Source organism: Pseudoalteromonas sp. NZS100_1, from assembly GCF_015864285.1.
GTDB classification, from domain to species: domain Bacteria; phylum Pseudomonadota; class Gammaproteobacteria; order Enterobacterales; family Alteromonadaceae; genus Pseudoalteromonas; species Pseudoalteromonas arctica.
Map to the genome: position 1 here is coordinate 20,818 of NZ_JADYXN010000035.1, position 19,617 is coordinate 40,434.

Below are 19,617 nucleotides of genomic sequence, written 5' to 3' on the forward strand. Positions count from 1 at the left end.
AATGCAAAGCCAAACTATTTTTACCGAACAAGACGAAATGTATATGGCACGCGCCATAGAACTTGCCAAAAAAGGGCGGTTTACTACAACGCCTAATCCTAATGTTGGCTGTGTATTAGTTAAAAACAATCAAATAATTGGTGAGGGTTTTCATCAATTAGCAGGCCAAGGGCACGCTGAAGTAAACGCGTTAGCTATGGGGGGCAACAGTGCACAAGGCGCTACCGCTTATGTAACGCTCGAACCTTGTAGTCATTATGGGCGTACGCCACCGTGTGCTGAAGGCTTAAAAAAGGCAGGCGTAGTAAAAGTAATTGCTGCTATGGTTGATACAAATCCACAAGTTGCAGGCAAAGGCCTTAAAATACTGAGCGACGCCGGTATTGACGTTGCTTATGGATTACTTGAATCACAAGCTCGCGCACTTAACGTTGGCTTTTTTAAGCGAATGGAACAAGGCTTACCTTATGTGACCTGTAAAATGGCAGCAAGCATAGATGGTAAAACAGCGCTTAAAAATGGGCAAAGTAAGTGGATCACAAGTTCCGCAGCTCGCCAAGATGTACAGTTATACCGAGCGCAAAGCTGCGCTATTTTAACCGGTGCCGATACCGTGTTAGTAGACGATGCTAAACTTAATGTGCGACTAAGCGAGTTGCCTTGCACGTTACCTACCGATTTACCGCTTCGCCAGCCCGTGCGTGTTATAATTGACTCTCAAAATCGCTTAACACCTGACCTTGCTTTATTTAAAATCCAAAGTGATGTAATTATATTTACGACTAAGGTTGATAAATCCCTGCAATGGCCGCATTTTGTAAAGCATATTGAAGTAAGTGAAAGTAACGGTAAAGTTGATTTACAGGCTGTTTTAGAAAAGCTTGGGCAACTGCAGTTTAATAATGTTTGGCTTGAGAGCGGAGCAACACTTGCTGGTAAAATGACAGAGCTTGATTTAGTTGACGAGTTTGTTTTTTATTTGGCGCCTAAATTAATGGGCCATGATGCAAAAAGTTTAGTTAATTTTCCTGAATTGACGAGTATGCAAAACACCGTTAATTTAACATTTAATGAATGTGCGCGCATTGGTGACGATTTACGTATCACCGCGTTAAAAGCTCATTAAAACCACTTAATAAAAAAGAGTAGCGCTATGTTTACTGGAATAATAGAAGCCACAGGCAAAATTGCTTTATTACAAAAAAAACAAGGCGACTTAGCTATTCGCATTCAAAGTGCTGATCTTGATATGAAAGATGTAAAGCTAGGCGACAGCATTGCAACCAATGGTGTTTGCTTAACCGTAGTTGATAAACATATTGACGGCTTTAGTGCTGATTTATCTAACGAGACGATTGGTTTAACCGGTTTTGCTCACTATGCTTTAGGGCAAACGGTTAATCTTGAAAAAGCCATGCAACCAGTTTCGCGTTTGGGCGGTCATTTAGTATCTGGCCATGTTGATGGCATTGCGACTATCACAAGTATTGCAGCAAATGCGCGAGCAACAGAATATTGGCTTACAACCGACGAAAATTTAATGAAATACATTCCGTACAAAGGTTCGGTATGTATTGATGGTATAAGCCTGACAGTAAACGCTGTAGAGGGCAATAAATTCAAATTAACAATTGTCCCACACACGAGTGAGCAGACCACAATTGCTCATTTTAAAGTAGGTACTCAAGTTAATTTAGAAGTCGATCAAATTGCACGTTATTTAGAGCGCCTTATAAAAGGTGCAGAGCAACCAACGGGCTCTGATATTTCGATGAGCTTACTCGCAAAAGCGGGTTTTATTAAATAACGAAACTGATAACTTACACGAGCAAATTTATGAATTTACACAGCGCACAAGAAATCATCGATGATATTAAAGCCGGTAAAATGGTTATTTTAATGGATGATGAAGATAGAGAAAATGAAGGCGATTTAATAATAGCTGCTGAGCATATTAGCGCTGAAGCGATTAACTTCATGGCGACTCATGGCCGTGGTTTAATTTGTTTAACCATGACACAAGATCGTTGTGAGCAACTTGATTTACCGTTAATGGTTAAAAACAATGGTGCTGCATTTTCGACTAACTTTACAATGTCGATAGAAGCATCAAAAGGTGTTACAACCGGTATTTCTGCTGCTGATAGAGCGCGCACAGTGCAAGCGGCTATAGCAAAAGGCGCAGTGCCAACTGATATTGTTCAGCCTGGTCATATTTTTCCAATTATGGCACAACCTGGTGGCGTATTAACTCGCGCAGGACATACTGAAGCTGGCTGTGATTTAGCACGTTTAGCTGGGCTTGAAGCATCATCAGTTATTGTTGAAATACTCAATGCTGACGGCACCATGGCGCGTCGCCCTGATTTAGAAGTGTTTGCTAAAGAGCACGATATTAAAATTGGTACTATTGCTGATTTAATTGAATACCGTAACTTAAATGAAACGACAATTGAGCAAGTTGCAAAATGTAAGTTGCCTACTGTTCACGGTGAGTTTGATTTAGTGACTTACAAAGACACAATTGACGGCCAATTACATTACGTATTGCTTAATGGCGACATAAAAGAGCAAGAACCGACAAATGTACGTGTACATTTGCAAAGCACTTTTAACGATATCCTACTTTCAGACAGAAGTGCTGACCGCAGCTGGGGCCTTTCTGAAGCAATGGCCTATATTGCTAAAAATGAAGGTGCTTTAGTTATTTTAGGTAAGCAAGAAAGCACTGAAGAGTTAGAGGCAACTGTAAAAGCATTTGCAGCAGCTGATGTTGGCGAAAGCGTTACGCCACGTAAATTCAAAGGTACATCTCGTACTGTTGGCGTAGGTTCGCAAATACTTGCAGATCTGGGAATTAAACAGATGCGTTTAATGAGTCGTCCTAAAAAGTATCATGCACTTTCGGGCTTTCATTTAGAAGTTGTTGATTACATTGAGCCACAATAAGCATCACGCTTAAACTAGGCTATTATTTTATTTTTATGGTATGATGCGCAGCAATTTTTGCGCAATCGCAACCGCTTGAACTTATTTTTAGGGTTATCAAATGAAAATTATTGAAGGTAGTAAGTACGCTCCAGGCAAGAAATTTGCCATTGTCATTTCTCGTTTTAATGACTTTATTGGCAGCAGCCTCCTTGCAGGTGCTGTTGATGAGCTAAAACGCACTGGCGGCGTATCTGATGACGACATTACCGTTATTTATGTACCAGGCGCGGTAGAATTACCTTTAGCGGCTAAACGCGTTGCGGCAAAAAAAGAGTATGATGCAATCATCGCATTAGGCGTAGTGATCAGAGGTGGTACACCACACTTTGACCTAGTTGCTGGCGAATCAAACAAAGGTCTTGCGCAAGTATCACTTGAGTATGATATCCCGGTTGCATTTGGCGTATTAACCACAGAAAGCATTGAACAAGCAATTGAGCGTGCTGGCACCAAAATGGGCAATAAAGGCGGCGAAGCTGCTTTAGGCGCGCTTGAAATGGTTAATGTGTTAGATAAAATTTAAGTTTAAGGAATTTTTGTGAAACCAGCAGCAAGACGTAAAGCACGTATCTTAGCACTCCAAGCCGTTTATTCTTGGCAAATAAGTGGCAATTTAATTGCCGATATCGAACAACAAATGTTGATCGAAACAGACGTTACTAAAATTGATGTTGAATACTTTAAAGACCTAGCGACAGGTGTTGCTGTAAATTACAAGCAACTAGATGAAGCTGTATCGCCACATTTAACACGTCCGTTTAATGACTTAGATATGGTTGAGCGCGCAATTTTACGTTTAAGCAGCTATGAACTTAAGTTCCGCGACGATGTACCTTATAAAGTTGCTATCAACGAAGGTATCGAGCTGGCCAAAATATTTGGCGCTGAAGACAGCCATAAATTTGTAAACGGTGTACTTGATAAAGCTGTTAAGCATTTACGCAAGTAAGTAACCGTTAAAGAGGGGAGCCGGCATAGGCCGGCTTTTTTGTGTATGAAGGAATTTGAATTAATTAACCGCTACTTTAAAGGTCGCGGGATCACCCGTCGTGATGTAAACCTAGGTATAGGGGATGATTGCGCTTTAGTAACCGTTCCACAAAACTGCCAACTTGCCGTTACAACAGATACTCTTGTTGCTGGCGTACACTTTTTTGATGATATTTCCCCTCGTGCATTAGGCCACAGAGCGCTTGCTGTTAATTTAAGTGATTTAGCGGCCATGGGCGCTGAGCCAACGTGGGTTTCAGTTGCGTTAACCTTGCCAAGTATTGACCCAAAGTGGATTGAAGAGTTTACTGAAGGCATGCATGAAATTGCAGAATACTTTAATGTGCAAATTATAGGTGGCGATACTACTCAGGGTCCATTAACTATCACTATTTGTGCAAAAGGGACTGTACCAGAAGGGACTGCACTTCGCCGTAGTGGTGCGAAAGTGGGTGATTGGATTTATGTTACAGGTCCGCTAGGTGACGCTGGACTTGCAATTGAGTCTCGCAAACAAGGTATAAGTATTGAGCCAGAGCATTTAAAGTACTTAAATAAGCGCTTTGACTTTCCAACACCGCGTGTTGCTGCTGGGCAGGTATTGCGAGGCCTTGCATCATCGGCTATTGATGTATCGGACGGTTTAATCGCTGATTTAAGTCATATACTTGATATGTCGCAAGTAAATGCAGTTGTGAATATTGAAAGTATTCCGACTTCAGATGCAATGCAAGCAAGCCTTGATTTTAATCAGCAGCTGCCATTTATTCTAAGTTACGGTGATGATTACGAATTGATTTTTACTGTACCTGATAGCAATAAAAGTATGCTAGATATAAAACTGCGTCAATATGGTGTAGATGCAACATGCATAGGCCAAATTAAAAGTGGCGATGGTCAAATTGAACTTTTACACAACGGTGAAAAGTTTGATTTTAAGCAGCAAGGTTTTGAGCATTTTGCAAAGGAGCTGGTTTGAACAAAAACCGAAAGTTTAATCTAAAGCGCCCACATCAGTTTTTTGGTTTGGGTTTTGGTACTGGGTTAGCCCCTAAAGCACCTGGTACATTTGGCACTTTTGCTGCACTGCCATTCATTTTTATGACTATGTATTATCCGCTATGGTTGCAAATTGTGTTTGCCGTAGTGATCAGTATATTTGGTATATGGGCCTGCGGTAAAACGGCTGATGATTTAGGCGTGCACGACCATCCTGCTATTGTATGGGATGAAGTGGCAGGTTATTACATTACAATGATTGGTGCAGCACTTAGCTGGCAAACATTACTCGTTGGTTTTTTGTTATTTCGCTTTTTTGATATAGCAAAACCTGGCCCAATCCGTATGCTAGACAAACGAGTACATGGTGGTTTAGGTATTATGGCCGATGATATACTTGCGGGCGTTTTTTCGCTTATATGCTTACAGGCGCTAATAAAAGTGGGTTTACTACCCTTTTAATTTTTTATATTTGATTTGTTTAACTAGGTGGCAGCAATATGATGCGATTTTTACTGGTTTGTGTACTGATGTTGTGCGCGACACCAAGTTGGGCTTCAATTAGTGATTACGTAGTTAAGCAATGGAATATAAAAGATGGTCTACCTTCGCAATCACTTAAAAGCGTAGTACAAGACCAGCAAGGCTATATGTGGCTTGGTACTCAGTTTGGCTTAAGCCGTTTTGATGGCACAACATTTACAAACTACAACACGCAAAATAGCCCGTTCTTGCCTAGTAATGGTATTAATAAACTTTTAGTCGATTCTAGTGGCTTATTATGGGTAGGTACTAAAAGTGGCTTGGTAGTTATTAATCCTGCCACATTTGCAGCACAAGAGTTTAATATTAAAGGTCCAGTAAGAGATATTCTTGAGGACTCCAAAGGCAGCATATGGATTGCGGCTAATGGTTTATACTATGTAGATAGAGGGCAAGTTGATTTACGCACTCAAGTAAATGGCCCCCTACCTATTGTTAATGCTACCGTAATTACCCAAATTGTTGGCTCTGTTAGCCAAATGGCACTCTCTCCAGAAGGTATTTGGCTAGTTAATGATCGTCATTTATTACGCCTTACTAAAAACTCATCAGATTTCTCTAAACTACGTTTAGAGCTTACCGCTAAAATATCGTTACCAGAGCGCTTAGCGCAAACCATAGTGCACGATTTATCATTCTTAAACGGTAATTTGTATATAGCCTCTGAGCTAGGTGCATACTTTTTAGATTTAGATGACGAACTAAGACCTTTTCCTTTACCAAATGCAAATAACTCAGCCGTTTATAAGTTTATGAGTGATACCGATGGTGGCTTATGGGTTTCGACTTATGGACGTTTATTATTTAGAGATAAAACCGGTGAGTGGCAATGGGTAGAACCAAGCCAACTTGATCAAAGCATATGGTTTGCTGATATTTTTAGAGATGATAAAAATAACGTTTGGTTAGCAAGTTTTAGTGAAGGCTTATGGCTTGCCCATGAAGGGCGGGTAGAAAGGCATTCAGCAGTTTCAGATATGACCGAGTCTGTTATGGCTATTAGCCAAGCTCCAGATGGAAAACTGTGGGTTGCTAACAAAAGCGGCATTGGTTATTTCGATTTAGATAAAAGTTTTATTAATTTAGTTCCAAGTAGTAAATATGGATACGCGTCAGTACACGATCTACAATTCGATGGTGAGCGATTATATATAGCCACGGGGCGCGGCTTATTTGTTTTTGAAAACAAGACACTTTATACCGTCCCTGGTCGAGCGCTTCGCGATAACCCGGTATTTGCAATAAGTCGCTCTAGTAAAGGCGGTTTTTGGATTGGTACCGGACGCGGTTTATATCGATTAAATTATGCTGGTTTAACGCCTTTTGCATATAACGCTTTTTTAGGTAGTAAGTTTATTACCTACGTATTGGATAAAACAAACTTTGGTGTGATTGGTACTAGTAAAGGCGCATATTACTTTACAGACCGTGGCATTGAAAAAATTGGTGACCAAACAACACTTGAAAGTGCATACGTAACTAGCGTGCTACATATAGATGGCGTGGGTATTTTAATCGGCTCTCTTAACGATGGGCTTTTTTACAGAAGTACGCAAGGGCAGTGGCGTCAACTCGATGCAGCTAATGGTTTACCGTATGGGTCTATATTTAGCCTAGAATATGATGAAAAGTTAAAACATGTTTGGGTAAGCACCATGAAAGGTGTTTACAGAATGCCTGTAGAGCAATTTAAAACAGAGATAAAAAGCTTAAAAGTTGAAGAAGTGATTTCATCTTTTGACCGTCAACTCGATGGTAAAGCGAATCAATGTTGTAGTGGACTTGGGCATGATGCGGTAGCAGACACCGGCAATTCTATTTGGTACCCAAGCTTACAAGGTGTTGTTGAAATACCTAAAAATGTAGAGCTATTTGGTGTGCTTGCATTAAAGCCAACAATAGAAACAATAACAACACCACTTCGTCATTTAACCACCGCTGCGCTTGGTAAAAAACCATCATTAGAAACAGACGAGCGTGATATAACGCTAACTTACACAGCTATTGATTATTATGCACCAAACAGTATTGAATTTAGATATAAACTAAGTGGCTTAGATAGTGACTGGCGCTATGCTAATACGCGACGTGAAGCTATTTATACTAACTTGCCTCCAGGCTCGTTTTTGTTTCAATTAGAAGCGAAGCGCCAAGGTGAAGACTGGACTAAAGCGCAAGAAGTAGAATACGGTTTTGTAGTGCCTGAGCGCTTTGACGAAACTATTTACTTTAGGCTTTTAATTACCAGTGGCTTTATTTTGCTTTTCTACCTTATTTTTTGGGTGTTTAGAGCGCAAGAGCGTAGAAAACAAGAAGCATTAGAGGGCTTGATCACCGAGCGTACCTTAGAGCTTCGTCAAGCTAATGATAAATTAGGCCAAGTGAATTCACAGCTTAAATTAGTTAGTCACTCAGATGAGTTAACAGGGCTGCGTAGCCGTCGCTTTTTGTTTGATCAACTCCCTAAAGATATTGAACACTTTCAACGTAATTCACAATCGCTGCAGGCACAAGGCAAGTCACTGGTGCTGGTAATTATTAACTTTGATAATTTCAGCCGTATCAATGATGCCTATGGCCCAATTGCAGGTGATAGCTGCTTACAGCAAATGGCTGCATTATTAAATTCGCGTACGCAGGGCTCTGACTATGTGGCACGTTGGAGTGGTGATGAGTTTTTACTATTATTACGTGATTTTAAATGCAATAAAATAGACAGCTATGCTTCAGATCTTTGTAAAGTAATAGCGGCTAATTTATTCCAATTACCAAATGGAAAAACAACTAATATCACGGCATCAATTGGTTGGTCATTTTATCCATTACCACTTTTGGGTGGGCAGGTAATTAGCTGGGAAACATCTATTAACCTAGCTGATATTTCACTACACCAAGTTAAAAAGCGCGGTGGTGATGGTGTTGCAAATATTACGTTTGATGATCAGCTTGATGCATTTGAGTTTGAACAAAATTCTAACGTTGATCAACAATTAGGTATTTTACAAAGCAATGGCCTAGCTGATATTAAAGTGTGGATGCGCTGATCAGCAATATTTGATATTAAAAAAGGAGCCTAGGCTCCTTTTTTAATATGCTCAACTTTAGATGTATAGGAAGTTAATTAATAAACGCTTTAATAGCGGTTAATATTCCTTGCTCGCCTAACCCCATTTCATCGTGCATTTCATCTTGGGTGCCGTGTTTAATAAACTCATCAGGAATACCTAAGTTAAGGATATTAATATCAGCTTTTTGCGTTGCTAAGAATTCGTTAACTGCAGAGCCGGCACCGCCAGCAATCGCATTATCTTCAAGCGTAACAATTACATCGTGGCTAGTTGCAAGCTCATTTAAAAGTGCGGTATCAAGTGGTTTAATAAAACGCATATTAACAAGCGTTGCATCTAATTCATCTGCAGCAAGCTGTGCATTTTCAAGTAATGTACCGAACGATAAAATGGCAATTTTACTGCCGTTCTTAATTGTATCTGCCTTACCTATTTCAAGCAGTTGCATAGTGCTTTCAATGTCTGCAGTACCTGCACTACCGCGAGGGTAACGAACAGCAACTGGGCAATTTGCTTTATAGCCGGTGTACAGCATTTGACGGCACTCGTTGGTATCGCTTGGCGCCATAATCACCATATTTGGAATACAGCGCATAAAACTTAAATCGTATGCGCCTTGATGAGTTTCACCATCGGCTCCAACAATACCGGCGCGGTCAATGGCAAATAATACAGGTAAGTTTTGCAGTGCAACATCATGTATTAATTGGTCATACGCACGTTGTAAAAAGCTTGAGTAAATAGCAACAACAGGTTTTAAACCTTCACAGGCAAAACCAGCAGCTAAAGTAACAGCATGTTGCTCAGCAATGGCGACATCAAAATATTGATCTGGATGTTCTTTAGAAAAGCGTACCATGCCTGAGCCTTCGCGCATTGCAGGCGTGATAGCCATTAACTTGCTATCTTGCTCGGCCATATCGCATAACCAATCACCGAATACTTTTGAAAAAGTAGCAGCACTAGGTTTAGATTTAGGCAGACTAGTTGTGCTCGGATCGAATTTTGGTACACCATGGTAGCCAATAGGATCGGCTTCAGCTGGTTTATAGCCCTTACCTTTTTGTGTTTTTATATGTAGAAGCTGTGGGCCTTTTAAATTACGCATATTACGTAGCGTATCAACAAGCATGTTTACATCGTGACCATCAATTGGACCAATATAATTTAGGCCTAATTCTTCAAAGAAGGTACCCGGGATCATCATGCCTTTAATGTGCTCTTCCATTTTACTGGCAAGTTGCTTTACAGGAGGTACACCTGAGAGTAACTTTTTACTACCTTCACGAATGTTAGTATAAAAGCTACCCGATAAAATACGGGCAAAGTGATTTGTTAATGCGCCAACATTTTCAGAAATCGACATTTCGTTATCATTTAAAATAATAAGCATGTCTGATTTTACATCACCTAAATGATTCATCGCTTCAAATGCCATGCCTGCGGTTATAGCCCCGTCGCCAATAATGGCAACAGACTTTCGACCTTTACCTTCTTTTTGTGCGGCAATAGACATGCCTAAAGCAGCTGAAATAGACGTGCTTGAATGGCCTACGCTAAACGTATCGTATTGACTTTCATCGCGAAAAGGAAAAGGGTGTAAACCGTCTTTTTGACGAATAGTGTGCATTTGCTCGCGACGACCAGTAAGGATTTTATGCGGATAAGCTTGATGACCCACGTCCCAAACTAGGCGATCGTCTGGAGTGTTATAAACATAATGCAGCGCAACGGTTAGTTCAACCGTCCCTAAACCAGACGCTAGATGACCGCTACTTTGCGATACTGAGTTGAGTAAATAATCGCGCAGCTCATTGCTAAATGCAGGGAGTTTGTCTTGCGCTAAGTCACGCAATTGGGCTGGCTCGTCAACCAAATTAAGTAATGGATACTTGCTACTATCAAGTGTCATGGTTTTATATATATCCTTCGCTAACATTAATTAATCCAAAGCTTTTACGAATAATTAATGTTGAGTAATAATGTCAGTGCTAATTGCAATACGTATGAGCAAAAATTAGTGGTCACGCTCAATTAGGTAATTTGCTAGCGACGCAAGAAGTGTTGTGTCAGCATCTATATTTGCTAACGCTTCATGGGCTTGTTGTATTAAATTCTGCGCCTTTTCTTTAGCGCCTAGCATACCTAATAACGCCGGATATGTCGCTTTATTCGCGGCAATATCGGAGCCTTGTGGCTTTCCTAAAATAACTGTATCGCCTTCAACATCTAAAATGTCGTCGTGTACTTGAAATGCTAGCCCTATAGCATACCCAAAAACACTTAAATTTTCTAAGGTTTGTTGATCAGCCTTTTCACTGCACAGTGCACCAAGTGTAATTGCGCAATTAATTAGAGCCCCGGTTTTTAGCTTATGTATTCGCTCAAGCTCTTGTACGGTAATTACTTTATCAGTTGCTGCTATATCAAGGCCTTGTCCGCCAACCATACCCTGAAGGCCTGATGCATGGGCAAGTGTAGCAATCATTTTTACTTGTGTTTGCGATGAGCATTCAAATTTGTGATTCGCAATAAGCTCAAAAGCAAGAGTTTGAAGAGCATCACCGGCTAAAATTGCATTTGCCTCGCCAAACTCTATATGACAAGTAGGGCGTCCGCGGCGTAAGTCGTCATCATCCATTGCTGGTAAGTCATCATGGACTAACGAATAGCTATGAATACACTCAATTGCAGCAGCAAGTACGTTTAAGTCTTGATGGTTTGCGCCGAGCATTTTACCTGTGGCATAAACTAAAAATGGACGTAATCTTTTACCGCCATTAAATAATCCATACTGGGTGGCGTTCTTTACCGTTTCTTCTGTATCTAGAGGCTGGTTAAAATGCTGTTGTAAGGTCGCTACTACATCTTTTTGAGCACGTTCAATATGATTTTTTATGCTCACAGCTATTCCATATCATTATCAAAATTTGTAAGTACTGACTTTTCGCCATTCCCCATCAAAATTGATACTTTTTGTTCTGCTTGCTGTAATTTCCCTGATGAAGCACTTGCTAATGCAATTCCACGCTCAAATTGCTTTAACGATTGCTCAAGCGATAAGTCACCTTGTTCCATGTCACTAACGATTGTAGATAATTCTTCTAGTGCTTGTTCGAAACTTAAGTTTTCAGGTTTTTTAGTCGCCATCTTTATTTCAGCTTACATAATAAATTTAGGGTCAATTTTAGGGGGAATGCTAAACTAGGTCAAAGGATGATATTGGTTTTTTACCTTTATAACGTTAAATTATATTTCAAGTGCATTAATAAAGCCTTAATAGCGGTCTGTTGGTTTAATAAATCAATTGATAATTAGGTAGCCCTTATAACTTGACCTAAGATAGTGCTAAAGGCTGCTTTTTATGTTTATTTATAAAAATGGCTTAAGCAATTCAATATGTTGCCGATAAGCAGTTAATAATAAAAGTTTATGATAAGGCCATTAAGCATGAAACTTCTGGAGGAAATGTGGATTTAGCAACCATAATCGGGATCCTAGGCGCAATTGGCTTAATTGTCATGTCTATGTTTATGAGTAGTAGCGGTGAAATGGCTATGTTTTACAATACCCCGTCTGTGGTTATTGTATTTGGTGGTTCACTCTTTATTGTTTTATCAAACTTCACTATGTCGCAATTTTTGGGGATAGGTAAAGTTGTTGCCAAAGCGTTTATGTTTAAAATCGAAACGCCAGAAATACTTATCGAAAAAGCAGTAGAACTTGCTGATTCAGCTCGTAAAGGCGGTTTTTTAGCACTCGAAGAAGCTGAAATTCCAAACCCCTTTATGCGCAAAGGCGTCGATATGCTCGTTGATGGCCATGATGCAGATGTAGTTCGCGCTACACTTCAAAAAGATATTTCTCTAACTACGACTCGCCATGAATTGGGCGCGGGTTTATTTAAGTCGTTAGCTGATATAGGGCCTGCAATGGGCATGATTGGTACTCTAATTGGTTTGGTTGCAATGTTGTCTAACATGGATGACCCGAAGGCAATTGGTCCTGCAATGGCAGTAGCACTATTAACAACTTTATATGGCGCGTTTTTAGCCAATGTAGTGGCAATTCCTATTCAGGTAAAACTTGAACTGCGTAAAGATGAGGAAGCTATGAATCAGCGTTTAATTTTGGATGCTATTTTAGGTATACAAGATGGTCAGAATCCAAAAGTAATCGAAGGTATTTTGAAAAATTACTTAGCTGAATCTAAACGCAAAGTAGATACCGAGGAGTAACTATGTCTGATCAAGAGTGCAAATGCCCACCACCAGGTCTACCTGCATGGATGGGAACGTTTGCCGATTTAATGTCACTGTTAATGTGCTTTTTTGTACTCTTGCTCGCGTTTTCAGAAATGGATGTACTTAAGTTTAAACAAATTGCGGGCTCTATGAAGTTTGCTTTTGGTGTGCAGAATAAAATTGAAGTAAAAGACATCCCTAAAGGGACCTCTGTTATTGCCATGGAGTTTACCCCAGGTAAACCAGAGCCAACCCCAATAGAAACCATTCAGCAGCAAACAGTCGAAATGACTCAACAAATGTTAGAGTTTCAGGCTGGCGATGAAAGCTCAGCAGGCGGCAGGCAAGAACAGCGCGGGGATAAACGCGGTGGCGAATCTCGTAGTACCTCACAAGAAGAATCTTCTGAGCAAGCAACTTCAGCAGCCGATCAGGAGCAAACTAACGAGCTTGTTAAAAAGATAGCGCAGCAGCTTGAAAAGCAAATAATCGATGGCGCAATTGAGCTTGAGTCTTTAGGGCAGCAAATAATTATTCGCATTAGAGAGAATGGTTCATTTCCTTCAGGTAGTGCATTTTTACAACCTAAGTTTAAACCTATAATTCAAGATATCGGTGTGCTGTTAAAAGATGTACCCGGTGAAATAACAGTATCTGGCCATACAGATGATTTTCAGGTATCGAATGAGTTATATATTAATAATTGGGACCTATCATCAAAGCGTGCTGTAGCCGTTGCAAGTGAACTGCAAAAAGTCCAAGGATTTGATAAAACCCGAATGATGGTGGTTGGTCGAGCTGAAACACGACCACTTGTACCGAATGACACCGATGAAGATCGCCGCAGGAATCGCCGAGTAGAAATATCTATATTACAAGGTAAAGCAAAAGAGTCAGCTCCTATAGATGTAAGATAACTTTTATTGGCAAACACACTTATTTATCATAAAGTATGCTTTCTTTAACAAATGTAACGGAATAGTTTATGAAAAAGGTCGATAAGTTTAGTCATATGCCAGGAAATGGCGGTGGTAATGACGATGATGAAAAAAAACTTGATTAACTCTAATGCCTGAATGGTTTTTAAAGACTATATTGATATTAGATACTAGTTGGGTGTTTATTTTAAGCCCTGCTATTTTCATCTTTTATTTTAGAAAAGATTATTTGGCCCTGCGTTTCGCTTTAATTACAGCCGCTTTTTTTTTATATGGAACCATTATTCATCCTTACTTGAAAGAGTTTGATAATGGGATTTATGTTTATCGATACCTTGTTTGGGCCTTTAATGATATTGCTTGGATGGCACTCATCGCATATCTGGGTTTAAAAGATAAGGTTTATTTATGGCAATGCGTATTAGGTCAATTGGTTGTTATTATGGCACCAATTTTACAGCTATTTAGATTAGTCGACCGCCATTTATGGGATCTTTCTTATAGTACATACATTTATAAAACCTTATTGCCATTTATTAATATAGGCACCGTTGTTGTTTGTTATCTTCCGCTTATTTATATTTTAACAAAAGACAAAAAAAGCCCAGCTAGCCAATAGTTACAAAAAGTTCCCTCCTTTAAAATAGCTGTGCTAGACTACTGTTTATATAAACAGTGATGAGCAGGCTATGAAACTCTACATTGCAGAAAAACCTTCACTTGGACGCGCTATTGCTGATGCGTTACCAAAACCACATAAAAAATATGATGGTTATATAGAAGTCGCTAATGGCGATTGTGTGTCGTGGTGTATTGGACATTTGCTAGAACAAGCAGAACCCGATGATTACGATGAGCGCTTTAAAAAGTGGCAGTTTGAACACTTACCTATAATACCTGAACAGTGGAAGTTAAAAGCCAAAACCAAAACTCGCAAACAGCTCACTGTTTTAAAAAAATTAATTAAACAAGCCTCGCAACTTATTCACGCTGGCGATCCAGACCGTGAAGGCCAGCTACTAGTCGATCAAGTAATTGAAGAAGCTAAAATAAGTCAGGCTAAAAAGCAGAGTACGCAACGTTTACTCATTAGTGATTTAAACTTATCGGCGGTAAAAAAATCACTGGGTACTATGCGTTCTAATCGAGATTTTATTCCGTTAAGTGTATCTGCTTTAGCGCGCTCTCGTGCTGATTGGCTATTTGGTATGAATTTAACACGTGCATACACACTAGCTGGGCAAAAAGCAGGGTTTGGTAATGTGCTTTCGGTAGGGCGAGTACAAACCCCTATTTTAGGTCTTGTTGTTAATAGAGATAACGAAATAGCACACTTTGTATCTAAGCCTTTTTACGATGTACTGGCGCATTTACTTACTCCAGATAACCAGCCATTCATAGCTAAGTGGGTTCCTAGTAAAGCATGTGAGCCACATCAAGATGAAGAAGGGCGAATACTTAACAAAGCACTCGCACAAAATGTTGCTTCACGCATTACAAAGCAAAGTGCTGAGCTTACTTCACTTGACCAAAAACAAAAAAAACAAAGTGCTCCATTACCGTATAACCTATCTGCACTGCAAATAGATGCGGCTAAAGCATTTGGTATGCCAGCTCAAAAAGTGTTGGATATTTGCCAAATACTTTACGAACGTCATAAATTAATTACTTACCCACGCTCGGATAATCGTTATTTACCTAAAGATCACCATCAAGATGCATCAGCTATTTTTAAAGCTATAAGTGCTAATGGTGGGCAAAGCAGTGAATTAGTAAACGGGGCTGATGTAAAAAAGCGTAGTAAATGTTTTAACGATTCAAAAGTGGCTGCGCATCATGCCATTGTGCCTACGGCTAAGCAGTTAAAGTCAGCGAGTTTGAACGGTGACGAAGCGAAGGTATATCAATTAATAAGCCGCCATTACCTAATTCAGTTTTATCCCGACTATATATATAACGAAACTAAAGCAGAGATAACAATCGCTGGCGGATTATTTAAAGCAAATGCAAAACAAGATGTAAGCCTGGGCTTTAAGGTATTAATGGGTAAGTCTGAATTAAAAGATGAAGCTACGTTACCTCCTTTAACTAAAGGTATGCCTCTTTTTTGTGAGCAAGGCGAAGTGGTCGAAAAGCATACATCACCTCCTGCTTATTTTACCGACGCTACATTATTGGCTGCGATGACGGGCATTAGCCGTTATGTTAAAGATCCACAAATTAAAAAAGTATTAAAAGACACTGATGGTTTAGGGACTGAGGCAACACGTGCGGGAATAATCGAGTTGCTATTCAAGCGGCGCTTTTTAAAACGTGAAGGTAAGTCAATTAGAGCGACCGAAACGGGACTTGCCCTTATTAGCGTATTACCACAAGGTTTAGCGAGTCCTGATTTAACCGCAAAGTGGGAATCGAGCTTAGGTGATATCGCGCAGCAAGTAATGAGTTATCAGCAATTTTTACAGCCTTTACTTGCTGAGCTAAATGGGTTTGTACAATTAGCAGCAAACTGCGATAGCAATGCATTTGCAAGGTTACCAAAAAGCTCACCTAAAAAACGCTTTGCTAAACGAGGTGGAAAAGCGACCTTTAAAAAGTCGAGTTATAAAAAAAGCTCTGTTGCTAGTTAGCTACAGAGCCATTTTATTAAACGATATTACTTAACCTGAACTCTACTTGAGATAGATTTATTATCCAGAATTCAGGTTACTTATTAAATAAAGCAACAGCAGCGTTACTCATTGCTTTTATTCCGGTAGGGATAGCAACTTTATAATCTGGTGCAAATTTACTAGAGTGTAGGGAAGGGAGTACTTCAGCTGTTTTTATCGAATCTGCATATTGTGCTTGGTTTACACCTCCTAGCCAAAATAAGGTAATCGGGATATTTTCATCGGTGCGTCCGTATAGGCCAAAGTCTTCACCCGCCATTACAGCTTGTGTTTCAAGCACATTAGTATCACCAATTGCGCTGGCAATAGAGTTTCTAACAATGTCTGTTTGTGCAGGGTTATTATAAGTAGATGGAATAGATTCATCTTCATGTACATATACTACAGGGTAGTTTGATTCATTTAGGCCAGCACTTTGTGCAATACCTGCCGTGATTCGTTTTATTGCTGCTATTTGAGCACTTCTAACATTTGGGTTATAGCTTCTGAGAGTGAGTTGTAGTTTTACTTCATCCGAAATCACATTATGTTTTGAGCCACCATGAATAGACCCAACCGTAATAACCGAAGGCTCTAGCGGTGAAAGTTCTCGGCTTGTGATTGTTTGCAGAGCAAGTACTGTGCGTGCAGCTATAATCACAGGGTCTATAGTTGTATGCGGATAAGCACCATGACCACCTTTACCTTTTATTGTAATATCGACAGAATCTACACTTGCCATAGTGTATTCATTTTTCATTGATATCTTACCAGCGGGGACGCTAGCACTTACATGTAACGCAATTATATGATCAGGTTTTTCATATTTACTAAATAGTCCTTCGCCTAACATGGCTTTAGCACCCCCACCAACTTCTTCGGCAGGCTGTGCAACCATCATCAAAGTGCCTTTCCATTGATCTTTGTGTACTATTAATTGCTCAGCAGTACCAATAAAAGAGCTCATGTGAATATCGTGGCCACAACCGTGCATTACACCTACTTTAGCACCATGCTCGTCAATTACTTTAACTTTTGAGGCATAGGATTTTCCTGTCTGCTCTATAATAGGTAAGCCATCGGTGTCAGTACGGATCATCACGGTTGGACCGTTTCCGTTTTTGTAAATGCCGACAACACCAAAGCCACCTACATTACTTGTTACTTTAAAACCCAGCTGAGTTAATTTATCCGCTATTTTATTACCCGTTTCTTGTTCGTGATAAGAAAGCTCTGGCGATTGGTGTAAATCGAGGTAAAACTTTTCTATAGCTGGCATGGCTTTGCTTAAATTCAAATCGAGTCCATTTGCTTGTACTAATGGGCTTGCTAATAAAAGTATTGCACTTAGATAAGTTAATTTCATGTTTTCCCTCATTGTTGAATATGTATACCGGATGATTTAGGTATATGACTTGTAATTATTATGTTCACCACCATATAAAAACCTAAATAGATGAATATGGCAATCAATTCAATGAGCAACATAGTTAGTATTAATGCACAAAACCTTCAACAAGTACTCGGTGAAACATCACAGCAAAAATTGGTGTTGCTTAACTTTTTCTCTCCTCAAAGTCCTGACTGCATCGGACAGGCTGCAATTTTAGATAAAGTAGCGGCTGAATATGCAAGCTATATAGTAGTAGCAAACCTAGATTGCGATGCAGAGCAAGCACTCGCTTCTCAACTTGCGCAACAAGTTGGTCTTCAAACTCTGCCTACGCTTGTATTATTAAAAGACTCTGCACCAGTAGATTTACTTGCAGGTGTTCAAAGTGAGGCACAAATACGCGAAGCCCTAGCAAAGCATTTACCTGCGCAACAAGACTTACTGTTAGAGCAAGCAAAACAAGCGTTATTAAAGTCAGATTTAAATGCTGCATTTAATTATGCAAAGCAAGCTTATGAAATAGACAGCGGTAATGCACGCATCAAATTAGTGCTTGCAGACATATGTATTCAAATTCACAAGGTAGATGAAGCCCAAGCGCTTATAAATACAATAGACGTACAAGAGCAAGATGCTTACTTTAATAATATAAAAGCAAAATGCGAAGCTGCGCTTGAAGCAAAAGACTCACCAGAGATTAAAGAAAAGCAACAACAAGTAGAAAAGTACCCAAATGACCTAGAATTAAAAGAAGAGCTCAGTATTTTACTCAATGAAGCAGGCAGAAAAGAAGAAGCATTGGATATACTATTTACAGTGCTGCAAAAAGATCTGAATTTCAATGAAGCGAAACCAAGCTTTTTAGCCATTATTGCCTCTTTACCCGATGGTGATGCGCTCGCAGCAAAGTATCGTCGCAAGTTATATAGTATTTTATACTAGGGTCTGTTGCTCTTTGCGGATTAAAATTTGTTCAAACTAGGGGGTGTTTAATCGCGGCGCGAGATTTGTAACCTAGCGGGCTCGGTAATTGCTCCTGCGTTACCCTACTGGCTTACATCCATGTAAGAATAAGTAAAAACCGAGTAACAAAGAGTAAATAGCCCCTAGGAAGAACCCTTTGGGCAGCGCCTGTTTGGCATTAATGCTACGTTATCGCTTATTTATGGGGAGTAACCACACTACATAGGCTCTGCCTTGCCTGAATACTAAACAGGCTGCTGCAAATTTAACCTTGAAAGATAAACAGACCCTAGATTCTAATAACTATTACTTTTGAGAAGCACCTAAATAAGGTGCTTTTTGCATTTTTAAGGTTTTAATTAAAAGCTATAGAATGGTTTAGCTATGTAAAAACAAGAGTTATCAACAGGTTTTTGTGGGTAACTTGTGCTTATCATGTGTGCTTGCTTGGGGCTTAATTTTAATTACTATTTTATGCAAATAACGCTTGCGTAAAATCCGCCGCTCCCTATAATGCGACCCCACTGAGACGGGAAACGCCAACGCATAGCGAGGCAGGAACAACTCAGAGAGTTAAGTAAAACTTCGGTTTTAAATTGTCGAAAGAAAGTTTAAAATTAAGTGTTGACTCGAAAAATAAAGGGTGTATTATTCGCATCCCTTGAGACGCTAAAGCGACTCAAAACGTTCTTTAACAATATAAAGCAATCATCTGTGTGGGCACTCGTACAGATTGAGTTCTAACAGCCAACCTACTTAGGTAGCGAGGCAAACAAATTAGAGTCTCAATTGAAAACTGAGTGACCAACAGAATAGTTATTTCGGTAATTATTCGGC

General features: G+C 39.7%; 17 protein-coding genes. 13 read left to right on the top strand and 4 right to left on the bottom strand.

Features of this window, described 5'->3' with window-relative positions:
- Window position 1 precedes the first annotated feature (1 nt).
- The 8 genes from ribD to I6F66_RS18150 all read left to right on the top strand — a co-directional run bounded on the left by ribD (window position 2) and on the right by I6F66_RS18150 (window position 8,567).
- Entirely contained in the window at window positions 2–1,126 is a 1,125-nt protein-coding gene (gene ribD / locus I6F66_RS18115; protein WP_165727307.1) for a bifunctional diaminohydroxyphosphoribosylaminopyrimidine deaminase/5-amino-6-(5-phosphoribosylamino)uracil reductase RibD, read from the top strand.
- A gap of 27 nt (window positions 1,127–1,153) precedes the next feature.
- Window positions 1,154–1,807, top strand: a complete 654-nt coding sequence (locus I6F66_RS18120; RefSeq protein WP_166419234.1) for a riboflavin synthase — start codon at window positions 1,154–1,156, stop codon at window positions 1,805–1,807.
- 29 nt (window positions 1,808–1,836) lie between these two features.
- The gene (ribBA, locus tag I6F66_RS18125) at window positions 1,837–2,949 is read left to right on the top strand and encodes a bifunctional 3,4-dihydroxy-2-butanone-4-phosphate synthase/GTP cyclohydrolase II (protein ID WP_165739809.1); all 1,113 of its coding nucleotides are present in this window, start codon (window positions 1,837–1,839) and stop codon (window positions 2,947–2,949) included.
- Between the two features lie 100 nt (window positions 2,950–3,049).
- The gene (gene ribE, locus I6F66_RS18130) at window positions 3,050–3,514 is read left to right on the top strand and encodes a 6,7-dimethyl-8-ribityllumazine synthase (RefSeq protein ID WP_007587130.1); all 465 of its coding nucleotides are present in this window, start codon (window positions 3,050–3,052) and stop codon (window positions 3,512–3,514) included.
- A 15-nt stretch (window positions 3,515–3,529) separates the two neighbouring features.
- Complete coding sequence (nusB, locus tag I6F66_RS18135) at window positions 3,530–3,940, top strand: transcription antitermination factor NusB (RefSeq protein ID WP_024599862.1); 411 nt, start codon at window positions 3,530–3,532, stop codon at window positions 3,938–3,940.
- Window positions 3,941–3,985: 45 nt separating this feature from the next.
- The gene (gene thiL, locus I6F66_RS18140; RefSeq protein ID WP_165739811.1) at window positions 3,986–4,960 is read left to right on the top strand and encodes a thiamine-phosphate kinase; all 975 of its coding nucleotides are present in this window, start codon (window positions 3,986–3,988) and stop codon (window positions 4,958–4,960) included.
- Window positions 4,957–5,442 (top strand): phosphatidylglycerophosphatase A, encoded by a 486-nt coding sequence (locus tag I6F66_RS18145; protein ID WP_007587120.1) that lies wholly within the window; start codon window positions 4,957–4,959, stop codon window positions 5,440–5,442. The genes thiL and I6F66_RS18145 overlap by 4 nt, the downstream gene beginning before the upstream one ends.
- A 38-nt stretch (window positions 5,443–5,480) precedes the next feature.
- A complete protein-coding gene (locus I6F66_RS18150) occupies window positions 5,481–8,567 on the top strand; it encodes a ligand-binding sensor domain-containing diguanylate cyclase (protein WP_024589765.1) in 3,087 nt (1,028 codons plus the stop codon).
- A gap of 73 nt (window positions 8,568–8,640) precedes the next feature.
- On the opposite strand, the gene dxs is transcribed toward I6F66_RS18150, so the two are convergent.
- The 3 genes from dxs to I6F66_RS18165 form a co-directional block, all read right to left on the bottom strand.
- On the bottom strand, window positions 8,641–10,503 hold the full coding sequence (dxs, locus tag I6F66_RS18155) for a 1-deoxy-D-xylulose-5-phosphate synthase (RefSeq protein ID WP_197209542.1): 1,863 nt from the start codon (window positions 10,501–10,503) through the stop codon (window positions 8,641–8,643).
- Window positions 10,504–10,608: 105 nt separating this feature from the next.
- Complete coding sequence (gene ispA / locus I6F66_RS18160) at window positions 10,609–11,496, bottom strand: (2E,6E)-farnesyl diphosphate synthase (protein WP_007587115.1); 888 nt, start codon at window positions 11,494–11,496, stop codon at window positions 10,609–10,611.
- Window positions 11,497–11,498: 2 nt separating this feature from the next.
- On the bottom strand, window positions 11,499–11,741 hold the full coding sequence (locus tag I6F66_RS18165) for an exodeoxyribonuclease VII small subunit (RefSeq protein ID WP_002961738.1): 243 nt from the start codon (window positions 11,739–11,741) through the stop codon (window positions 11,499–11,501).
- Between the two features lie 320 nt (window positions 11,742–12,061).
- Between I6F66_RS18165 and pomA the strand changes: the two genes are divergently transcribed.
- The 4 genes from pomA to I6F66_RS18185 all read left to right on the top strand — a co-directional run bounded on the left by pomA (window position 12,062) and on the right by I6F66_RS18185 (window position 16,403).
- Window positions 12,062–12,829 (top strand): flagellar motor protein PomA, encoded by a 768-nt coding sequence (pomA, locus tag I6F66_RS18170; protein ID WP_007587114.1) that lies wholly within the window; start codon window positions 12,062–12,064, stop codon window positions 12,827–12,829.
- Between the two features lie 2 nt (window positions 12,830–12,831).
- Window positions 12,832–13,752 carry a flagellar motor protein MotB gene (locus I6F66_RS18175; RefSeq protein WP_007587113.1) on the top strand — a complete coding sequence of 307 codons (921 nt, stop codon included), beginning with the start codon at window positions 12,832–12,834 and terminating at the stop codon, window positions 13,750–13,752.
- A 151-nt stretch (window positions 13,753–13,903) separates the two neighbouring features.
- Complete coding sequence (locus I6F66_RS18180) at window positions 13,904–14,392, top strand: hypothetical protein (RefSeq protein ID WP_024593682.1); 489 nt, start codon at window positions 13,904–13,906, stop codon at window positions 14,390–14,392.
- A 70-nt stretch (window positions 14,393–14,462) separates the two neighbouring features.
- Window positions 14,463–16,403, top strand: coding sequence for a DNA topoisomerase III (locus I6F66_RS18185; protein ID WP_165739814.1), 1,941 nt, complete (start codon window positions 14,463–14,465; stop codon window positions 16,401–16,403).
- 76 nt (window positions 16,404–16,479) lie between these two features.
- On the opposite strand, the gene I6F66_RS18190 is transcribed toward I6F66_RS18185, so the two are convergent.
- The gene (locus I6F66_RS18190; protein ID WP_165739816.1) at window positions 16,480–17,790 is read right to left on the bottom strand and encodes a M20 family metallopeptidase; all 1,311 of its coding nucleotides are present in this window, start codon (window positions 17,788–17,790) and stop codon (window positions 16,480–16,482) included.
- A gap of 111 nt (window positions 17,791–17,901) precedes the next feature.
- On the opposite strand from I6F66_RS18190, the gene I6F66_RS18195 reads away from it, so the two are divergent.
- Window positions 17,902–18,759, top strand: a complete 858-nt coding sequence (locus I6F66_RS18195; RefSeq protein WP_101162966.1) for a tetratricopeptide repeat protein — start codon at window positions 17,902–17,904, stop codon at window positions 18,757–18,759.
- The last annotated feature ends 858 nt before the right edge of the window (window positions 18,760–19,617 follow it).

Bases quoted from the DNA above. Each gene is read 5' to 3' on its own strand.
- ribD (WP_165727307.1), top strand. From the start codon at position 2: ATGCAAAGCCAAACTATTTTTACCGAACAAGACGAAATGTATATGGCA.
- I6F66_RS18120 (WP_166419234.1), top strand. From the start codon at position 1,154: ATGTTTACTGGAATAATAGAAGCCACAGGCAAAATTGCTTTATTACAA.
- ribBA (WP_165739809.1), top strand. From the start codon at position 1,837: ATGAATTTACACAGCGCACAAGAAATCATCGATGATATTAAAGCCGGT.
- ribE (WP_007587130.1), top strand. From the start codon at position 3,050: ATGAAAATTATTGAAGGTAGTAAGTACGCTCCAGGCAAGAAATTTGCC.
- thiL (WP_165739811.1), top strand. From the start codon at position 3,986: ATGAAGGAATTTGAATTAATTAACCGCTACTTTAAAGGTCGCGGGATC.
- I6F66_RS18150 (WP_024589765.1), top strand. From the start codon at position 5,481: ATGATGCGATTTTTACTGGTTTGTGTACTGATGTTGTGCGCGACACCA.
- dxs (WP_197209542.1), bottom strand. From the start codon at position 10,503: ATGACACTTGATAGTAGCAAGTATCCATTACTTAATTTGGTTGACGAG.
- I6F66_RS18165 (WP_002961738.1), bottom strand. From the start codon at position 11,741: ATGGCGACTAAAAAACCTGAAAACTTAAGTTTCGAACAAGCACTAGAA.
- I6F66_RS18175 (WP_007587113.1), top strand. From the start codon at position 12,832: ATGTCTGATCAAGAGTGCAAATGCCCACCACCAGGTCTACCTGCATGG.
- I6F66_RS18180 (WP_024593682.1), top strand. From the start codon at position 13,904: ATGCCTGAATGGTTTTTAAAGACTATATTGATATTAGATACTAGTTGG.
- I6F66_RS18185 (WP_165739814.1), top strand. From the start codon at position 14,463: ATGAAACTCTACATTGCAGAAAAACCTTCACTTGGACGCGCTATTGCT.
- I6F66_RS18190 (WP_165739816.1), bottom strand. From the start codon at position 17,790: ATGAAATTAACTTATCTAAGTGCAATACTTTTATTAGCAAGCCCATTA.
- I6F66_RS18195 (WP_101162966.1), top strand. From the start codon at position 17,902: ATGAGCAACATAGTTAGTATTAATGCACAAAACCTTCAACAAGTACTC.